This window comes from Kitasatospora sp. NPDC059160 (assembly GCF_042755465.1).
Classification (GTDB): Bacteria; Actinomycetota; Actinomycetes; order Streptomycetales; family Streptomycetaceae; genus Kitasatospora.
Genome location: NZ_JBHZCN010000001.1, coordinates 61202 through 78712 on the forward strand (window position 1 = coordinate 61202; position 17511 = coordinate 78712).

Annotated in this window: 13 protein-coding genes and 1 tRNA gene; 1 reads left to right on the forward strand and 13 read right to left on the reverse strand. The window is 72.6% G+C overall.

Annotated elements, in window-relative coordinates; all coding sequences use genetic code 11:
* Nucleotides 1-342 precede the first annotated feature (342 nt).
* The 8 genes from ACFXOZ_RS00280 to ACFXOZ_RS00315 form a co-directional block, all read right to left on the reverse strand.
* Complete coding sequence (locus ACFXOZ_RS00280; RefSeq protein WP_375881967.1) at nucleotides 343-1038, reverse strand: response regulator; 696 nt, start codon at nucleotides 1036-1038, stop codon at nucleotides 343-345.
* Entirely contained in the window at nucleotides 1031-3670 is a 2640-nt protein-coding gene (locus ACFXOZ_RS00285; RefSeq protein ID WP_380586127.1) for an ATP-binding protein, read from the reverse strand. The genes ACFXOZ_RS00280 and ACFXOZ_RS00285 overlap by 8 nt, the downstream gene beginning before the upstream one ends.
* Nucleotides 3671-3872: 202 nt before the next feature.
* Entirely contained in the window at nucleotides 3873-4502 is a 630-nt protein-coding gene (gene kdpC, locus ACFXOZ_RS00290) for a K(+)-transporting ATPase subunit C (RefSeq protein ID WP_375881963.1), read from the reverse strand.
* A 21-nt stretch (nucleotides 4503-4523) separates the two neighbouring features.
* Nucleotides 4524-6641: a potassium-transporting ATPase subunit KdpB gene (kdpB, locus tag ACFXOZ_RS00295; protein WP_380521313.1), complete on the reverse strand. Its 2118-nt coding sequence runs from the start codon at nucleotides 6639-6641 to the stop codon at nucleotides 4524-4526.
* The gene (kdpA, locus tag ACFXOZ_RS00300) at nucleotides 6641-8302 is read right to left on the reverse strand and encodes a potassium-transporting ATPase subunit KdpA (RefSeq protein WP_375881959.1); all 1662 of its coding nucleotides are present in this window, start codon (nucleotides 8300-8302) and stop codon (nucleotides 6641-6643) included. Before kdpA ends, kdpB begins: the two co-directional genes overlap by 1 nt.
* A 1-nt stretch (nucleotide 8303) precedes the next feature.
* Nucleotides 8304-8393 carry a K(+)-transporting ATPase subunit F gene (kdpF, locus tag ACFXOZ_RS00305; RefSeq protein WP_045693083.1) on the reverse strand — a complete coding sequence of 30 codons (90 nt, stop codon included), beginning with the start codon at nucleotides 8391-8393 and terminating at the stop codon, nucleotides 8304-8306.
* A gap of 388 nt (nucleotides 8394-8781) precedes the next feature.
* Nucleotides 8782-10611 carry an APC family permease gene (locus ACFXOZ_RS00310; protein ID WP_380521317.1) on the reverse strand — a complete coding sequence of 610 codons (1830 nt, stop codon included), beginning with the start codon at nucleotides 10609-10611 and terminating at the stop codon, nucleotides 8782-8784.
* Nucleotides 10612-10995: 384 nt separating this feature from the next.
* A tRNA-Tyr gene (locus ACFXOZ_RS00315) sits at nucleotides 10996-11076 on the reverse strand.
* Between the two features lie 218 nt (nucleotides 11077-11294).
* Here ACFXOZ_RS00315 and ACFXOZ_RS00320 point away from each other — a divergent pair.
* The gene (locus ACFXOZ_RS00320) at nucleotides 11295-11783 is read left to right on the forward strand and encodes a YajQ family cyclic di-GMP-binding protein (protein ID WP_375881954.1); all 489 of its coding nucleotides are present in this window, start codon (nucleotides 11295-11297) and stop codon (nucleotides 11781-11783) included.
* 114 nt (nucleotides 11784-11897) lie between these two features.
* On the opposite strand, the gene ACFXOZ_RS00325 is transcribed toward ACFXOZ_RS00320, so the two are convergent.
* The 5 genes from ACFXOZ_RS00325 to ACFXOZ_RS00345 all read right to left on the reverse strand — a co-directional run bounded on the left by ACFXOZ_RS00325 (nucleotide 11898) and on the right by ACFXOZ_RS00345 (nucleotide 17510).
* Nucleotides 11898-12959 (reverse strand): threonine aldolase family protein, encoded by a 1062-nt coding sequence (locus ACFXOZ_RS00325; RefSeq protein ID WP_380586130.1) that lies wholly within the window; start codon nucleotides 12957-12959, stop codon nucleotides 11898-11900.
* Nucleotides 12960-13048: 89 nt separating this feature from the next.
* Nucleotides 13049-14266 (reverse strand): acetyl-CoA carboxylase biotin carboxylase subunit family protein, encoded by a 1218-nt coding sequence (locus ACFXOZ_RS00330; RefSeq protein ID WP_380398982.1) that lies wholly within the window; start codon nucleotides 14264-14266, stop codon nucleotides 13049-13051.
* A gap of 27 nt (nucleotides 14267-14293) precedes the next feature.
* Nucleotides 14294-15907, reverse strand: coding sequence for a class I tRNA ligase family protein (locus ACFXOZ_RS00335; protein ID WP_375881948.1), 1614 nt, complete (start codon nucleotides 15905-15907; stop codon nucleotides 14294-14296).
* 26 nt (nucleotides 15908-15933) lie between these two features.
* Nucleotides 15934-17118, reverse strand: a complete 1185-nt coding sequence (locus ACFXOZ_RS00340; protein ID WP_380586135.1) for an FAD-dependent oxidoreductase — start codon at nucleotides 17116-17118, stop codon at nucleotides 15934-15936.
* Nucleotides 17115-17510: a cupin domain-containing protein gene (locus ACFXOZ_RS00345; protein ID WP_380586138.1), complete on the reverse strand. Its 396-nt coding sequence runs from the start codon at nucleotides 17508-17510 to the stop codon at nucleotides 17115-17117. The genes ACFXOZ_RS00340 and ACFXOZ_RS00345 overlap by 4 nt, the downstream gene beginning before the upstream one ends.
* Between the last annotated feature and the right edge of the window lies 1 nt (nucleotide 17511).

The window sequence follows — 17511 nt, forward strand, 5'->3', positions numbered from 1 at the left end:
TTGCCCGCCCCCCGGGGGGGGGGGCGCCCCCCCGGCCGGCGGGGGGCCCGGCAGGGGGGCGGGCGGGGGGGGGGGTAACCCCCCGGGGCGCCCCCCCCCGCGCCCCCCCCCCCTCCCCCACTGCTGGCCGCCCTTGGCCGGCGGCTGGAGCGGTCCCGGCCTCCCCCACAAGGAGCAGGAACCGCTCGTTCCGGCACCGACACTACGACCACGGACCACCGCCCCCGACCGGCCTTGACGCTCCCCTGTCGCCCACCGGCCGGCTCTTGACGGCTCGTTGACGCCGCCCCGTTCGGGCCCGGCCCCACGGCGCCGGCCGGCGACTACGGCACGGACCGGCGGCTACGGCACGTACCGGTAGCCGATCCCCGGCTCGGTGATCAGGTGCCGCGGCCGGGCCGGGTCGCGCTCCAACTTCCGCCGCAGCCCGGCCAGGTACACCCGCAGGTAGTTGCCGCGCGCCTCCTGGGCCGGCCCCCACACCTCGCGCAGGATCTGCCGCCCGGGCACCAGCCGGCCGGGGTTGGCGAGCAGCAGGCTGAGGATCCGCCACTCGGTCGGGGTGAGCCGCACCGGTCCGCCCGGCCCGACCACCGTGGTGGCCGCGAGGTCGACGGTGTGGTCGCCGATCACCGGCCGGCCCGGCGGCGCCGGGCTCAGCGGCCGGCGCAGCACCGCCCTCAACCGGGCCAGCAGTTCGTCCATCAGGAACGGCTTGGTGAGGTAGTCGTCGGCGCCCGCGTCCAGCGCGCCGATCTTGTCGGCGGCGTCGGAGCGGCCGGAGAGCACGATGATCGGCGCCGCGCTGTGGGTGCGCAGTCCGCGCAGCACGTCCATGCCGTCGAGGTCGGGCAGGCCGAGGTCGAGCAGGACGGCGTCCGGGGCGGAGTGCGCGGCCCGGTCGAGTGCCTCGCTGCCGCTGGCGGCCGTGCGGACGGCGTACTGCCGGGCGCTGAGGTTGATCCGCAGGGTGCGCAGCAGGGCCGGTTCGTCGTCGACGACGAGGATCTCGCAGTTCTCGATGGTGTGCTCACTCATGGTGCGGTGGCTCCTCCCCGGTGGCACGGTGCTCGGTGGCGGCGGGCTCGGTGGCGGCGGCCTCGGCGGCCGGTTCGGCGGCGGGCTCGGTGACGGCGGGCTCGGCAGCGGGCTCGGTGACGGCCGGCAGGGTGAGCAGCATGGTGGTGCCGCCGCCGGGGGTGTCCTCCACCTCCAGGCTGCCGCCCATGGCCTCGGCGAGGCCCCGGGAGAGGGCCAGGCCCAGGCCGACCCCGGTGGTGTTGTCGGTGTCGCCGAGGCGCTGGAAGGGCAGGAAGACCCGGTCGCGGTCCTCGGGGGCGATGCCGGGGCCGCGGTCGATCACCCGGATCTCGACCTGGTCGGCGTGGTGGCTGGCGGTGACCAGGACGGGCGCGCCGGGGGCGTTGTAGCGCAGCGCGTTGGTGATCACGTTGGCGAGCACCCGCTCCAGCAGCGGGGGGTCGGCGAGCACCGCCGGGGCGGTGTCCAGGTCGAGCGGCTGGACCGGCGCGTACGGGTCGGGGAGGCTGTCGAGCGCCCGGGGCAGGACCTCGTCCAGGTGGGTCTCGGTGAGGTGCAGGGTGAGCGCGCCGGCCTGGAGGCGGCTCATGTCGAGCAGGTTGTCGACCAGCCGGGTGAGCTTGACCAGCGATTCGTCGGCGGTTTCGAGGAGTTCGGTCTGGTCCTCGGGCGAGAACTCGACGTCCGGGCTGAGCAGCGAGCCGACCGAGGCGCGGGCGGCGGCCAGCGGGGTGCGCAGGTCGTGGCTGACGGCGGCGAGCAGTGCGGTGCGCATCCGGTCGGCGGCCTTGATCGGCTCGACCTCGGCGGCGACCACGGCCAGCCGGTCGCGCTCCAGCGCGGCGCCGACGTGGGCGGCGAAGGCGGTGAGCACCCGCTGGTCGGCGGCGGGCAGCCGGCGGCCGGTGAGGATCAGCACGGCGTCGACGCCGACCGGGACCTCGGTGGTCTCGTGCTGCGCCTCGTCCTCGTCCGGGTGCTCGGCCTCGCTGTGGGCGAGCACCTCGCCGTCGGAGCGGGAGAGCAGGACGACGGTCTGCATGCCGAAGGCCGTCCGGGACTTCTCCAGCAGGGCGGGCAGCGCGTCGGCGCCGCGCAGCACGCTGCCGGCCAGGGTGGAGAGGGTCTCGGCCTCGGCGGTGGCCCGGGCGGCCCGGGTGGTGAGCCGGCCGGCGTGGTCGACCACGGTGGAGACGGCGAGCGCGATGGCGGCGAAGACCACCAGGGCGACGATGTTGTTGGTCTCGCCGATGGTCAGGCTGTGGACCGGCGGGATGAAGTAGTAGTTCAGCAGCACCGAGGCGATGAACGCGGCCAGCAGGGCGGACATCGCGCCGCCGAGCAGGGCGACGATGACCACGCCGAGCTGGAAGATCAGCGCGTCGGTGGTGAGGTTGATGGTGTCGTGCGCCTGGGAGAGCAGGACGGTGAGCAGCCAGGGGATCACCAGGCCGGCCAGGTAGCCGACGACGGTGCGGCGCCGGGAGTGGCGCCGGCCCAGCGCGGGCAGCCGGCCGCGGCCGGTGAACTCGTGGGTGACCATGTGGACGTCGATGTCCTCGGAGGCGTCCACGGTCGTCTGCCCGGTGCCCGGGCCGGTGAGGAAGCGGTTGATCCGGCCGCGGCGGCTGGTGCCGAGCACCAGCTGGGTGGCGTCGTGGGCGCGGGCGAAGGCCAGCAGCGCGGTGGGGACGTCGTCGCCGACCACCACGTGGTAGCTGCCGCCGAGGCTCTCGACCAGTTGCCGCTGCTGGGCGAGCGCGCCGGAGGAGGCGCCGGCCAGGCCGTCGCTGCGGGACACGTGCACGGCCAGCAGCTCGCCGCCCGCGGCGGCGGCGATCCGGGCGGCCCGTCTGACCAGGGTCTCGCCCTCCGGGCCGCCGGTGAGGGCGACCACCACCCGCTCGCGGGTCTCCCAGACCCGGTCGATCTTGTGGCTGGCCCGGTAGTCGCGCAGCCCCTCGTCCACCCGGCCGGCCACCCAGAGCAGGGCGAGCTCGCGCAGGGCGGTGAGGTTGCCGACCCGGAAGTAGTTGGAGAGCGCGGCGTCCACCTTCTCCGCCTTGTAGACGTTGCCATGGGCCATCCGCCGGCGCAGCGCCTGGGGCGCCATGTCGACGAGTTCGAGCTGGTCGGCCCGGCGGACCACCTCGTCCGGGACGGTCTCGCGCTGCGGGATCCCGGTGATCTTCTGGACGACGTCGTTCAGCGATTCCAGGTGCTGGATGTTGACGGTGGTGATGACGTCGATCCCGGCGGCGAGCAGTTCCTCGACGTCCTGCCAGCGCTTGGCGTGGCGGCCGCCGGGGATGTTGGTGTGGGCCAGTTCGTCGACCAGCACGACGGACGGGCGGCGGGCGAGCACCCCGTCGAGGTCCATCTCCTCGAACTCGGCGTCGCGGTAGGAGCGGTGGGCGCGCGGCAGCACCTCCAGGCCGTCGGTCATGGCCTCGGTGTGGCGGCGGCCGTGGCACTCGATGTACCCGATCACGACGTCGGCCCCGCGCTCCTGTCTGCGCCGGGCCTCGTCCAGCATCCGGTAGGTCTTGCCGACCCCCGGGGCGGAGCCGAGGTACACCCTCAACCGACCGGTGCGGATGCCGGAGCCGGGGGTGAGGTCGCGGGCCATGGGCACTGCTTCTTTCCATCAGGAGGTGGCGGCGGGGGACGGTGCGCGTCTGCGGGTACGGCGCGGCCGACCCGGGCGCGGGGAGCATCCTCCCGCGCCCGGGTCGGCCCGGTCATCCTGGTATGTCGTGCGGTGTCACTGTCCGATCACTTCTGCTCGGTCACTTCTGCGCGGTCATGTCCGCTCGGTCGGGTCCGCTCGGTCACTTCGCTTCGCTGATCGCCCGGTTGAGCAGGACGACGTTGACGCCCTCGTTGCCGAGGAAGCCGAGCGAGCGGCTCTCGGTGTACTTGTCGACCAGCCCGGCGACCGTCTCCACCGGCAGCTTGCGCTCCTTGGCGACCCGGTTCACCTGCTCCTTGGCGTAGACCACCGAGATGTGCGGGTCGAGGCCGGAGCCGGAGGCGGTCAGCGCGTCGGCCGGGACGCTCGCCGGGTCGACGCCGTCGAACGCGGCGACGGCGGCGCGGCGGTCGTTGACGGCCTTGAGCAGGTCGTCGCTGTTCGGACCGAGGTTGCTGGCACCGGAGTTGTCACCGGCGTAGTTGTTGGCGGAGGGCCGGGGCTGGAACCACTTCGGGTCCGGCACCGGGTCCTCCTTCGGGTCGTCCGGGTTCTTCTTGGGCAGGTTGTAGTTCTGGCCGAGGAGGCTGGAACCGACCTGCTTGCCGTCGGACTTCACGATCGAGCCGTTGGCCTTGTCGCTGAACGCGACCTGGCTGATCCCGGTGACCAGCAGCGGGTAGGCGACTCCCAGGATCACCGTGAGCACGAGCAGCGCGCGCAGCGCGGTCCAGTGCGTACGGATGGTGGTCGGCAGGGGCTTGGACATGGTGTTTTCTCCTTCCCTGCGTCAGCTGAGGCCGGGGATGAACTGGACGATCAGGTCGATCAGCTTGATGCCGACGAACGGCACCACCAGACCGCCGAAGCCGTAGACCCCGATGTTGCGGCGCAGCAGCGAACTGGCGTCGGACGGGCGGTACTTCACGCCGCGCAGGGCGAGCGGGATCAGGCCGATGATGACCAGGGCGTTGAAGATGATCGCCGAGGTGATCGCGGACTGCGGGCTGTGCAGGCCCATGATGTTGAGGTGGCTCAGGCCCGGGTAGACCCCGGCGAACATCGCGGGGATGATCGCGAAGTACTTGGCCACGTCGTTGGCGATCGAGAAGGTGGTCAGCGCACCGCGGGTGATCAGCAGCTGCTTGCCGATCTCCACGATCTCGATCAGCTTGGTCGGGTTGGAGTCCAGGTCGACCATGTTGCCGGCCTCCTTGGCCGCCATGGTCCCGGTGTTCATCGCGACGCCGACGTCGGCCTGGGCGAGCGCGGGGGCGTCGTTGGTGCCGTCGCCGGTCATCGCGACCAGCTTGCCGCCCTCCTGCTCCTTCTTGATCAGGGCCATCTTGTCCTCGGGCGTGGCCTCGGCGAGGAAGTCGTCCACGCCGGCCTCCTCCGCGATCGCCTTGGCGGTCAGCGGGTTGTCGCCCGTGATCATGATGGTCTTGATGCCCATCCGGCGGAGCTCGTCGAAGCGCTCCCGCATGCCCTCCTTGACCACGTCCTTGAGGTGGATGACCCCCAGGACGCGGGCGGGACGGCTGCCGACCTTGGCGGCCACCACCAGCGGGGTGCCACCGGCGGCGGAGATGCCGTCGACCAGGGTGGCGACCTCGTCGCCGACCGAACCGCCGTTCTCGGTGACCCAGTTGGAGACCGAGCCGGCCGCGCCCTTGCGGACCTGGTGGACGCCGTCGGCCTCGTCCAGGTCCACGCCCGACATCCGGGTCTGGGCGGTGAACGGGACCCAGGTGGCGTGCGTCAACTCGCCCTGGGCGCGGGCCCGCAGGCCGTACTCGGTCTTGGCCAGGACCACGATCGAGCGGCCCTCGGGGGTCTCGTCCGCGAGCGAGGAGAGCTGGGCGGCACCGGCCAGTTCGTCCGTGGACACGCCCGGGGCGGGCAGGAACTCGGCGGCCTGGCGGTTGCCCAGGGTGATGGTGCCGGTCTTGTCGAGCAGCAGGGTGTTGACGTCGCCGGCGGCCTCGACGGCGCGGCCGGACATCGCCAGCACGTTGCGCTGGACCAGGCGGTCCATGCCCGCGATGCCGATCGCGGAGAGCAGCGCGCCGATGGTGGTCGGGATGAGCGCCACGATCAGGGCGACCAGGACGATCATCGACTGCGGGGCGCCCGCGTAGGTCGCCATCGGCTGGAGGGTGACGACCGCGACCAGGAAGACGATGGTCAGCGAGGCCAGCAGGATGTTGAGCGCGATCTCGTTCGGCGTCTTCTGCCGGGCGGCGCCCTCGACCAGGGCGATCATCCGGTCGATGAAGGACTTGCCGGGCTCCGAGGCGATCTTGACCACGATCCGGTCGGACAGCACCTTGGTGCCGCCGGTCACCGCGGAGCGGTCGCCGCCGGACTCGCGGATGACCGGCGCGGACTCACCGGTGATCGCCGACTCGTCGACGGACGCGACGCCCTCGACCACGTCGCCGTCGCCGGGGATGACCTGCCCGGCCTCGACCACCACGTGGTCACCGAGCTGGAGCGCGGTGCCGGGCACCTCCTCCTCGGCCTGGGTGGCGGGCCAGTCGGTGAGCCGGCGGGCGACGCTCTCGGTCTTGGTCTTGCGCAGGGTGTCGGCCTGGGCCTTGCCGCGGCCCTCCGCGACGGCCTCCGCCAGGTTGGCGAAGATCGTGGTGAGCCAGAGCCAGACGGTGATCGCCCAGGCGAACACCGACGGGCTGGCGATCGCGGAGACGGTGGTGACCACCGAGCCCACCTCGACCACGAACATCACCGGGTTCTTGACCATCACCCGGGGGTCGAGCTTCTTCACCGCGTCCGGCAGGGACGCGAGGATCAGCTTCGGGTCGAGGAGGCCGCTCTGCACTCTGTGCGGCGCGGCGGGCTCGGCCTTGTCGTCGGCCGGTGCGGGGTTGAGCGTAGGGGTGGACATCAGGAGAGACCTTCCGCGAGCGGCCCGAGGGCCAGGGCCGGGAAGTAGGTGAGGCCGACGACGATCAGGATCACACCCGACAGCAGGCCCACGAACAGCGGCTTGTGGGTGGGCAGGGTGCCCGGAGTGGCCGGAACCGGCTGCTGCTGGGCGAGCGAGCCCGCCAGCGCCAGGACGAAGACGATCGGCAGCAGTCGGCCGAAGATCATCGCCAGGCCGAGCGCGGTGTCGTACCAGTCGGTGTTGACGGTGATGCCGCCGAAGGCCGAGCCGTTGTTGTTGGCGGCCGAGGTGAAGGCGTACAGCACCTCGGAGAAGCCGTGGGCACCGGAGTTGAGCATTCCGGCCCGCTCGCCCGGCAGGGCCATCGCCACACCGGTGCCGACCAGCACGAGGGTCGGGGTGGTGAGGATGTACAGCGAGGCGAACTTCATCTCCCGGCCGCCGAGCTTCTTGCCCAGGTACTCGGGGGTGCGGCCGACCATCAGGCCGGCGACGAACACCGCGACGACCGCCAGGATCAGCATGCCGTACAGGCCGGAGCCCACACCGCCGGGCGCGATCTCGCCCAGCATCATGTTGAAGACCGTCAGACCGCCGCCGAACGGGGTGAACGAGTCGTGGAAGGAGTTCACCGCACCGGTCGAGGTCAGCGTGGTGGAGGCGGCGAAGATCGTGCTGGCGGCGATGCCGAAGCGCTGCTCCTTGCCCTCCATCGCCGCGCCCGCGGCCTGCAGGGCGGTGCCGTGGTGCGAAGCCTCGGACCAGGTCAGCAGGGCGGTCGAGGCGACCCAGAAGATGCCCATCACGGCGAGGATCGCGTAGCCCTGGCGGTTGTCCCCCACCATCCGGCCGAAGGTCCGCGGCAGGGCGAACGGGATCAGCAGGATCAGGAAGATCTCGACCAGGTTGGAGAAGCCGGTCGGGTTCTCGAACGGGTGCGCCGAGTTGGCGTTGAAGAAGCCGCCGCCGTTGGTGCCGAGGAGCTTGATGACCTCCTGGGAGGCCACCGGGCCGCCCGGGATCTTCTGCACCTCGCCGCTGAGGGTGGTCACGTCGGTGAAGCCGTGGAAGTTCTGGATCACGCCGGTGGCGGCCAGGACCAGGGCGAAGACGATCGAGATCGGCAGCAGCAGGCGCAGGTTGATCCGGGTGAGGTCCACCCAGAAGTTGCCGACCCGGTCGGTCCGGTTCCGGGTGAAGCCCCGGATCAGCGCGGCGACGACGGCGATGCCGACGGCCGCGGAGACGAAGTTCTGCACCGCCAGGCCCGCCATCTGCGCCAGGTGGCCCATCGCGGACTCACCGGCGTAGGACTGCCAGTTGGTGTTGGCGACGAAGGAGATGGCGGTGTTCCAGGCCTGGTGGCCCTCCATCTGCGGAACGCCCAGGTTCAGCAGCAGGTAGCCCTGGAGCCGGATCAGGCCGTAGAGGAAGAGCACCGAGACGGCCGAGAAGGCGATCACCGAGCGCAGGTACACCGACCAGCGCTGATCGGCGTCACCGTCGACGCCGATCACCTTGTAGATGCCGCGCTCGACTCTGAGGTGCTTGGAGGTGGTGAGGACCTTGGCGATGTAGTCGCCGAGGGGGCGGTAGCACAGGGCCAGCGCGCCGACGAGGGCGAGGGCCTGCAGCCAGCCCGCGAGAGTGGATCCCATGTCAGAACTTCTCCGGGAAGATCAGCGCCACGACGAGGTAGCCGACGAGAGCGACGGCCACGACCAGACCTGCGATGTTCTCCGCGCTCACAGCTTCTCCACCCCCCGCGCGATCAGGGCGATGACGGCGAACACGGCGACCGTGACACCGACGTAGATGAGATCGGACATGGGCTCCACCAGCGTGGTTCGGGAGATGCCGCGACCGGGCCGAATGGCTTCCGTGCGGCACCGGCGGACGACCGGCAGAGGAAGCAAATCAGCCGTCTAAGGCGCGTTAGGGCTCCCTGACGCCCTCCATACGGGTGAACGCAGTGCGTTGACGCGACCTTGACGTCCGCTTCACCGGGCCGAGACCGACGTGATCGGGCCGAGACCGTCGTGAGCCTGCCGGGGCCCCGGCACGCACGGGCCCCGGTACGGCCGCAGCCGTACCGGGGCCCATGGGTTCACCCGTCAGTCCCCTACCGCCCCCGCGGTCACATCCGCATCCGCAGGCGGCAGACCACCGCGTCGGTGTGCCGGCGCAGGGCGCGGTCGATCACGGCGCCGCGCCGGTTCTGCAGCGCGCGCTGCCACCAGTGGGCGGGCTCGACCTCGGGGATCAGCACGGTGAGCCGGTCGTACGCGTGCTCCTCGCCCAGCTGGTTGACGAAGTCGGCGATCGGCTGGCCGAGCCGCCGGTGGTCCTCCGCGATCTCCAGCAGGGGCACGCCGGGCTGCCACAGCTCCCAGTCCCGGCGCAGCGCCTCGGCGTCCGCCGGGTCGTGCACCACGGTCACCGCGAACACCTCGTCGCCCAGCGAGAGCGCCGCCGACAGTCCGTCCCGGGTGAGCCGGGTGATGGCCGTCACCGGGACCACCACCAGGCTGCGCTGACGGGTCACCGCGCCCGGCACCCGGCCGAGTTCCAGCCGCTCGCCGATCCGCCGGTAGCTGCGGTGGATCGCCTCGAACAGCACCACCAGCAGGGGCAGGGCCACCACGATGCCCCAGGCGCCCTCGGTGAACTTGGTGCCGGTCACCACGAGGGTCGCGACACCGGTCAGCACCGCGCCGAAGCCGTTCAGCGCGGCCTTCCACCGCCAGCCGGCCGGGCGGTTCAGGTACCAGTGCCGGACCATGCCGACCTGGCAGATGGTGAAGCCGACGAACACGCCGATCGAGAACAGCGGCACCAGGTCGTTGACGTCGCCGCCGGAGCCGACCAGCAGCGCGGCCGACACCGCGGCCAGGAACAGCACGCCGTACCGGTACACCTGGCGGTCGGCGCGCAGCGCGAAGACGTGCGGGAGGTGGTTGTCCCGGGCGAGCAGGTCCATCAGCACCGGCAGGCCGCCGAAGGAGGTGTTGGCGGCGAGGCCGAGCAGCACCACGGTGGCGAACTGGACGACGAAGAAGCCGGCGCCGTGGCCGAGCGAGGCGTCCGCGAGCTGGGCGAGCACGGTGACGCCGTCGACCGGCTGGAGGTGGAAGCGGCCGATCAGCACGGCCAGGCCGATCAGCATCACGCCGAGCAGGGCGCCGAGCGCGACCTCGGTGTGCTGGGCCCGCTTCACCCGCGGGGTCCGGAAGGAGGGGACGGCGTTGGCCACCGCCTCGACGCCGGTCAACGCCGAACAGCCGGCCGCGAAGGCCTTGAGCAGCAGCAGCGCGCCGACCGCGGTGGCGTTCTCGGCGAGCACCGAGGCGTGGCCGGCGGCGGCCGCCGTGCTGGCCGGGGCGTCCCGGAACAGGCCGACCACGATGATCGCCAGGATGGAGAGCACGAAGACGGCGGTCGGCACCAGGAACCAGCGCGCCGACTCGGCGATGCCGCGCAGGTTGACGGCGGTCACCAGGGCGAGCACGCCCAGGCAGAGCCAGACCCGGTCGTCGTACAGGCCGGGGATCGCGGAGGTCAGCGCCGCCACTCCGGCGGTCACCGAGACCGCGACGTTCAGGATGTAGTCGATGACCAGCGAGGCGGCCGCGGTCAGCGCCGTCCGGCGCCCCAGGTGGGCCTTGGCGACGGCGTACGAGCCGCCGCCGTCCGGGAAGGCCGCGATCACCTGCCGGTAGGAGGCGACCAGCACCGCGAGCAGGACGGCGATCGCCACCGTGACCGGCACCGTGAAGCCCAGCCCGTACGCGCCGGCCGCGGCCAGCACCAGCACGATCGACTCCGGGCCGTAGGCCACCGAGGCCATCGCGTCCAGCGACAGCGCCGCCAGGCCGCCGAGCGCGCTGAGCCGGTGCCGCTCGTCGCCCGCCCCGGTGTCCGGCGGTTCGTCGGCCGTGACGGCCGGGGTGGAGATGGCGCTGGACATCGGACGGACCTCCGCAGTCGGTAGTTGCTCCGAATCCTGCGGTTCGCGCGCCCGGGGCGCGCCCGTCCCCTACGCGTTCCTGACGCCGTCACCAGCGCCCTTGACGGGGCCTTGACGCCACCGCCGTACGGCGGAAGGGGGGCTTGGCGGGGGTGGGGTGAGCCGTGGTCCCGGCGGGCGCCGGTTGGGAAGACGATCAGCTCGGTCGAAGGACTCCCACCCCCGACCCCCCACTCTGCTGCCCACAAAACGTAATTGCAAGCTATGTGCAACAAGTCCCCGACGACCCCACCCGGACGCCCCCGCCGTTCGATCCCGCCCGGACCGCACGAAAACGGCCCCCGATCCGCGTTTCCGCAGATCGGGGGCCGTTTCTCTATCCTGTGGCTGGTGCAGGGTTCGAACCTGCGTAGCTTGCGCGACAGATTTACAGTCTGCTCCCTTTGGCCGCTCGGGCAACCAGCCAGGATGGTGTCTCGCGGGGCTTCTCGGCCCCGTTCGACGTGGTAAACCATACCTGATCCGGGGGGGTGCTACGCCACTCGGTAGATCACCCGACGATCGAGGACCGCCGCGCGGCGGTCACGGGCGGGGCCGGGGTGACGCTGGATAGGCTTGGGCGGCGGGCGCCCGGTGGGGCGGGCCGTGTCAGTGAAGCCAGAGCATCAAGGAGACCAACACCCATGGCCGACTCCAGTTTCGACATCGTCTCGAAGGTCGAGTGGCAGGAGGTCGACAACGCGATCAACCAGACCTCCCGTGAGATCGCCACCCGCTTCGACTTCAAGGGCGTGGGCGGCGAGATCAGCCGCTCCGGCGAGAAGATCGAGATGAAGGCCAACGGCGAGGAGCGCGTGCGCGCCATCCTGGACGTGCTGCAGACGAAGTTCGTCAAGCGCGGCCTGTCGTTGAAGGCGCTGGACGCCGGTGAGCCGCAGCTGTCCGGCAAGGAGTACAAGATCTTCGCGGACATCAAGGAAGGCATCACCACGGAGGATGCCAAGAAGGTCGCGAAGATCATCCGGGACGAGGGCCCGAAGGGCGTCAAGGCCCAGGTCCAGGGCGACGAGCTGCGCGTCAGCTCCAAGAGCCGCGACGACCTCCAGGCCGTCCAGGCCCTGCTCAAGGGCAAGGACCTGGACTTCGCGGTCCAGTACGTGAACTACCGCTAGTCGACCCCGGCCGGCCCGCACCCCGCGCGCGGGCGGACGGCTGGACGGCAGGACGGCACGGCCCCGCTCCCGGATTTCGGGGGCGGGGCCGTTCGCGTCGGCGCGGCAGGCCGGTCAGAGCACCGCGGCGAGTTCCTCGGCGATCGCGGCGGCGAAGGCGTCGACGTCGGCCTCGGTGGTGTCGAAGGAGGTCATCCAGCGGACCTCGCCGCTCTGCACGTCCCAGGTGTAGAAGCGGAAGCGCTTCTGCAGGGCCTCGGTGGCGGCCGGCGGCAGCACGGCGAAGATCTGGTTGGCCTGCACCGGGCGGTCGATCCGGATGCCGGGCAGGTCCCGGACGGCCGTGAACAGCCGCTGGGTCATCGCGTTGGCGTGGGAGGCGCTGCGCAGCCAGAGGTCGGTGCCCAGGAGGGCCTCGAACTGGACGGAGACGAAGCGCATCTTGGAGGCCAGCTGCATCGAGGTCTTGCGCAGGTAGCGCATGCCCTGGACGGCCTCCCGGTTCAGCACCACGATCGCCTCGCCGAGCAGCAGGCCGTTCTTGGTGCCGCCGAGCGAGAAGGCGTCCACGCCGGCGTCGGTGGTGAAGGCCCGCATCGGGACGCCCAGGGTGGCGGCGGCGTTGGCCAGTCGGGCGCCGTCGAGGTAGACCTTCATGCCCAGGCCGTGCGCGTGGTCGCAGATCGCCCGGATCTCCTCGGGCGTGTAGCAGGTGCCGACCTCGGTGGACTGGGCGATCGAGACGACGGCGGGGCGGGCCCGGTGCTCGTTGTCGAAGCCGTAGGCCTGGCGGTCGATCAGCTCGGGGGTGAGCTTGCCGTCCCAGGCCGGGACGGTGTGCAGCTTGAGGCCGGCCATCACCTCCGGCGCACCGCCCTCGTCCACGTTGACGTGCGCGCTCTCGGCGCAGACCAGGGCGTCCCGGCGGTCCATCATGGCCTGCAGCGCGACCACGTTGGCGCCGGTGCCGTTGAACACCGGGAACACCTCGGCGGACGGGCCGAAGTGGCCGCGGAACACCTCCTGGAGGTGCTCGGTGTAGACGTCCTCGCCGTAGCTGACCTGGTGGCCGCCGTTGGCGACGGCGATCGCCGCCAGCACCTCGGGGTGGACGCCGGCGTAGTTGTCGCTGGCGAAGGCGCGGAGCTCGGGGTCGTGTCGTCGCTGCGGGGTCATCGGGTGCTGTTCCTCCACTGGCACGGGGTCGGGGGTCACGGGGGCCACGGGGCTCACTGGGGTCAGGGCGGTCACGGGGGTCAGGGCGGTCACGGTCGGACCGGTTCGACGTCGAGCCGGTACTCGGCCATGATCCGGCGGGCCGCGGCCCGTACGCTCCGCTCGTCCGGTCCGGTCAGCCGGAAGCGGCCGGGGACGTGGAAGTAGCCGCCGGTGCCGTCGTACACGGCGCCGGGCTCGGGCAGCACCTCGGCGTACACCTGCGGCACCACGCCCGTCATCGGGGTGCGGTCCAGCACCCGGGCGGGCCGGACCGCGGGCTCGGGCATGACGACCCAGCCGGCGCTGGCGTGCTCGAAGCCGCGGCCGGCCGACTCCAGCGGGAGGCCGAGCACCGTGCGGAAGGTCTCCGCCATCAGGTCGATGCCGTGCACCTCCCGGTGGACGAAGGGCACCTCGGCGCCGCCCGGGCGCATGCCGACCTCCAGGAAGACCGGTTCGCCGCTCGGCCGGCGGATCACCTCCAGGTGGAAGCAGCCGGTCTCCAGGCCGAGCGCCCGGACGCAGGCGAGCGCGAAGGCGGCGAGCTCGTCCCGCAGCGCGCCCGGGTCCAGGAACACCGAGCCGAGCGGGCGGCCCTCGGTGAACTCCAGCGGGGTGTTGACGTAGCCGGAGACGCTGACGAAGTGCTCGCGGCCCGCCGCGAGCACCCCGTCGACGTGGTAGATCTCCGAGGAGACGTACTCCTCGCACTCGTACTCCTCGGCGTCGGTCTCCGCGAGCGCCGCCGTCAGGGCGGCGGAGTCGTGGACGATCCGGACGCCGGCCGAACCGGCCCGGGCCCGCGGCTTGAGGACCATCGGGAAGCCGACCGCGCGCTCCAGCTCGGCGGCGGACGCGCCGCCCGCCAGCGCGGCGAACCGCGGCACCGCCAGTCCGGCCGCGGCCACCCGCTCCTTCATCACCACCTTGTCCTTGAACGCCCGCACCAGGTCGGCCGAGGGGCCGGGGGCGCCGACCGCCTCGCGCACCCGGGCGGCCGTCAGCACGTCGTACTCCGACAGGCCGACCACGCCGTCGAAGGCGCCGTGCCGCTCCCGCAGTTCCCGTGCGGCCGCCAGGACGGTGGCGAACTCCAGGTCGGGCACGGTGACCACGCGCCCGGGCTCGATCGGGCCGAGCGCGGCCACGCCGTCGGGCGTGGTGACGACCGAGAGGTCGCAGGGGTGGCCGGCGCAGTACCGCCGGTACTCGGCGTCCTCGTCGTCGTAGCGGTTGACGACCAGGTAGTGCGGGTGTTCAGGCACGCGGGGGCTCCGAAGGGGTGGTGGGGATCAGCTCAGGGTTTCCGGCAGGCAGGCGGCGAAGTCGGCCGCGGTGACCGGGGTGAACCACCGCCGGTGCGCGACGGTGGCCGGGGCCGGGCGCTCCGGGAAGGCGGCGAAGCCCGGGTCGCCGGTGCCGCCGAGCCGCCGCCAGAGGTCGGCGGCGAAGTCCGGCATGATCGGGAAGCCCAGCAGGGCCAGCCCCTTGAGCCACCAGTAGCCCTGGTCGGGGGTGCGGTCGGCGTCGGGGAGGGCGTCGATCCGGTCGATCCAGGAGTCCAGCACCGCGCCGGCCTCGGCCATCCGCACGGTCGGGCCGTCCAGGGCCCGCTCCAGCCGGTCCAGGTGCGCGTCGAGCGCGGCCAGCACCGGCGCGGGGAGCGCCGCCGGCTCGGCCGGCAGCCGCTCCCAGGCGGCGGCGATCCGGTCCTCCAGGACGCCGGCCAGCCGGTGGTTGACGGCGTCCAGGAACTCCTTGGGCTCGAAGCTGGTCTGCGAGGTCTCCGGGTTGACCAGGGCGAGGTGGTAGCGGACGGCGTCCGGGGTCAGCCCGCGGACCTTCGCGACGCCCGAGGCGGTGATCGCGTGCCGGCGGCTGGTGGAGAACTTCTCCCCGGCCAGCTGGTAGAACTCGTTGATCAGCACCCGGTCGTACGGCCGGGTGTCCCCGTGCACCAGGGCGACGGCGTTGATGCAGACCAGCGCGGACACCACGTTGTCGCAGCCGAGGCTGGTCACGGTGACCACGTCGGAGTCGGGCGAGAAGGAGTTGACCTCGGCCCCGATCCGCTGCCGGTGGATCTCGCCGAGCAGCCGGGCGAACATGAAGCCGCCGGTGTACGAGAACAGGCTGGACGGGACGCCGTCCTCGCCGCCGGCCAGCGTCATCCCCCAGGTCTCGGGGACGCTCAGCCGGATGGTGGCGCCGCCCCGGCCGAGCAGCGCCCGGACGGTCGAGCGGTACCGCTCGGCGAGGTCCAGGCGGTCGAACTCGGGCTCCAGTTCGGCCAGTCCGGCGGTGCGCAGGAAGCGGGTGGCGATCTGCCGCCACTGCCAGTCGGCGTCCGTGGCCAGCCGCGGGCGCGGCTCGACCACCTCCTCCGGACGGAAGTGCGCGCCGCAGCCCTCGCAGAAGTAGCTGGCCACCTCGGTGCCGCAGTCCGGGCAGCGGCCGAGCAGCAACGGGCCGACCACGAAGCGGCCGGCGGTCGGCTCGTACGGGACCTTCTCGATCAGCGTGCTCACCGCGCCGCGGGCGTCCAGCCGGGCGACGCTCCCGTCGATCTCGCGCTGGAACAGGCCGTGCCAGGGCTCCTCGGCGGGGTTGACGAACTCGTCCATGCCGATCCGCAGCGCGGCGAGGTCGGCCTGCATGACCTCGTGGTAGTGGGCGACGACCTCGCCCGGGTCGACGCCGTCGACCCGGGCCTTCATGGCGACCCAGGGCTCGTAGGCGTCGGTGCCGGTCATGATCGCCGGACGGTCGCCGCGCATCCGCAGGAAGCGGGCGAGCGCGTCCACCCGCAGGAAGGGGCCGGCGATGTGGCCCAGGTGCAGGTGCCCGTTGGGCGTGGGCTCCGGGGGGACGAGCAGGTAGTGGCGGGGGGTGGCGTTGGTGCGCATCGTGGTCCTCACGGGCTGTCGGGAGGTCAGTCGAGGCCCAGCAGGGCGAGTGCGCCCTCGGCCATGGCCGGGGCGAGCCGGAAGCCGGAGCCCGCGCCACCGGTCGCCAGGACGACGCCGTCGAGGCCGTCCAGCGGGGTGATCAGCGGGGCGAAGTCCGGGAGGTAGAGGTCGGCACCGGTCCGGCAGCCGATGAACTCGGGCCGGAAGCACGGGAGTTGCTCGGCGAGGACGGCCTCGGCCAGGGCCCGGTCGGCGGGGTTCGGCGCCAGCCGGGTGCGCTCGGGCGGGCAGTCCCAGTCGGTGCTGGTGATGCTGTAGTACCAGTCCCGGCCCTCGCCGACGGGCAGCAGGAAGGCGTCCGGCTCGTCCAGCACCAGCAGCGGGCGGTGTCCGCCGGGCTCTCCGCCGCGCAGCCGGTAGGCGACCACCTTCTTGGTCCGGGCGCCGAGCCGCTTCGCCGTCGCGGCGAACGGGCCGGCCAGGGCGGCGGCGCCGGGGGCGGCCAGCACCCGGCGGGCGGTCAGCTCGCCGCCGTCCTCGGCGATCAGCCGGTAGCCGTCCGCACAGGGCTCGACGGCGCGCACCGCGAAGCCCTCGACCAGGTCCCGCCGCGGGCCGTCGACCCGGGATCCGGCAGTGAGGGGTCCGGCAGTGAGGGGTCCGGCAGTGAGGGGTCGGGCAGTGAGGGATCCGGCGACGGGCGATCCGTCGGCGGGGCCCCCGGAGGTGAGGGGCCGGAGCAACTGCTCGACGGCCTCGGCGGGTTCGGAGAACGTCGCCTCGGCGGAGCGCCGCAGCTCGGTGCCCGCCCCGCCGACCGGTCCGCCGAACACGGCCCGCAGCTGCGCCTCCTGCTCGGACCGGCAGGGCGCCAGCGCGTCGCCGACCAGCTGGCCGTCGACCCCGGCCGCGCCACCGGCCGGCACCACCCAGTACGCGCGCCGCACCTCGGCGTTCAACGCCGGTGCGAGCGCGGCCAGTTCGGCCCGGAGTTCGAGGCTGCGCCGGGCCAGGGCCCGCTGCTCCCCGGTCCGCCCGGCCGGGATGTCCACCGCGAGCGAGCGCACGGTCGAGCCGTCGTGCACGGCGCCCGCGCAGACCGCGACCACCGAGGCGTCCGGATGGCGCAGCGCGGCCAGGCCGACGGCGGTGGCGCCGACGATGCCGGTGCCGATCACCGCGAGGTCGTACGTCCCGTGCCCGCTCACGCGCCGGCCTCCCGCCACCAGATCGAGAGCACCGTCATCTCCTCGTCGGCGGTGTGCAGCCGGTGCTCCTCGCCGCCCGGGAGCGCGTACAGCCCGCCCGGGCGGGCCGGGTGCTCGCGGCCGCCGCAGGTGATCACCCCGTGGCCGCGCTGGACCAGCCACAGTTCCTGCGAGGCGTGGCAGTCGGCCATGGTGGCCGAGTGCGGGGGCACGGTGAACACCGCCAGGTTGACGGGCAGCCGGCCGACGGCCGCGAGGACCTCGGCCGCGTCCAGGTCGGCCTCCAGGCTGGAGGTGCCGGTCTCGTCGACGTCGGGCGCGAGGTAGCGGACCTCGACGGACCGCCCCTCGGCCACGGCGTCCGGGCCGGCCGTCTCGTTCAACTGATGCATC